The following is a 1,013-nucleotide window of genomic DNA, read 5'->3' as shown; positions in this document are numbered from 1 at the left end:
ATTCTTGGCTCAGCAGTTATTGAGCCAAAGTCAGTCGAGACGAGTGGTGATATTGGGTGCGCCTGGTTCGGGAAAAACCACGTTGATGAGTTATTTTGCGGTAATGTTGGCTGAGAGCAAAGCTGAGGTTTTGGGATTAGATGGTGATACGGACTGGCTACCGATTTTAATTAGGATGCGAGATTTTGGGATAAATCTCGATAAAAACCTGATCGACTATGCTCGTGGGTTTGCGGAAAACACGATGTCAGTGCAACGGTTACCAGTTGGATTTTTTGAGCATTGGTTGTCTGATGGTAGGGCGTTGATATTGCTGGATGGTTTGGATGAAGTAGCAGAAGAGGCTAAACGCAATGATGTAGTCAGGCGCATCGAGAATTTTTTAGGACAGTTTGACAGAAATCGCGCTATTATTACATCTAGACCGGCTGGTTATCGACGGGACTTTTTCCGCACTGAGGACTTTCCCCACTATCAAATTGAACCCTTTGATGATAGCAAGATTTCCGCGTTTATTGATAACTGGTATAACAGTCGCTTTCAAGACCAAGCAGAAGCTGAAAGGCGCAAGGATAGTTTACGAAAGGCTCTCGATGATAATGACCGGATTAAGCTATTGGCACGGAATCCGTTATTGTTGACAATTATTGCATTAATTCATCGGTATCAAGCGGTTTTGCCCAAGGAACGCTATAAGCTTTATGACAAAGCAGTGGAAACCTTGTTAACCTCTTGGGATGCTAATAAAGAGTTAAGTAGTGATAAGTGGTTGACCTATTTGAGTTTGGATGACTTACGCCGATTGATGGAATGGTTGGCGTATTGGATTCATTCTCAGGGAAATGCTGAAGATAAGGATAGTGGCACGCTTATTGATCAAGATGATTTGATTAACCAATTGGCTGAGCAGATTAAAACCTTGAAGCAGGTGGATTTGTATAAAGCCAAGCAAGAGGCGAAACGGTTTGTGTAAAACCGGGTAATTAAAGGATTACCCGGTTTTTATTATTTGG

Annotated in this window: 1 pseudogene; it reads left to right on the top strand. The window is 42.4% G+C overall.

The annotated features are described in order from the left end of the window. Positions 1–970 (top strand): annotated as a pseudogene (locus F6K20_RS39745) (NACHT domain-containing protein); the annotation flags it as partial. Positions 971–1,013: the final 43 nt, after the last annotated feature.

Source organism: Moorena sp. SIO2C4 (genome assembly GCF_010672485.1).
Lineage (GTDB): Bacteria > Cyanobacteriota > Cyanobacteriia > Cyanobacteriales > Coleofasciculaceae > Moorena > Moorena producens.
The sequence above is the reverse complement of the archived record's forward strand: the minus strand, read 5'-3'. Positions and strand labels throughout refer to the sequence as shown.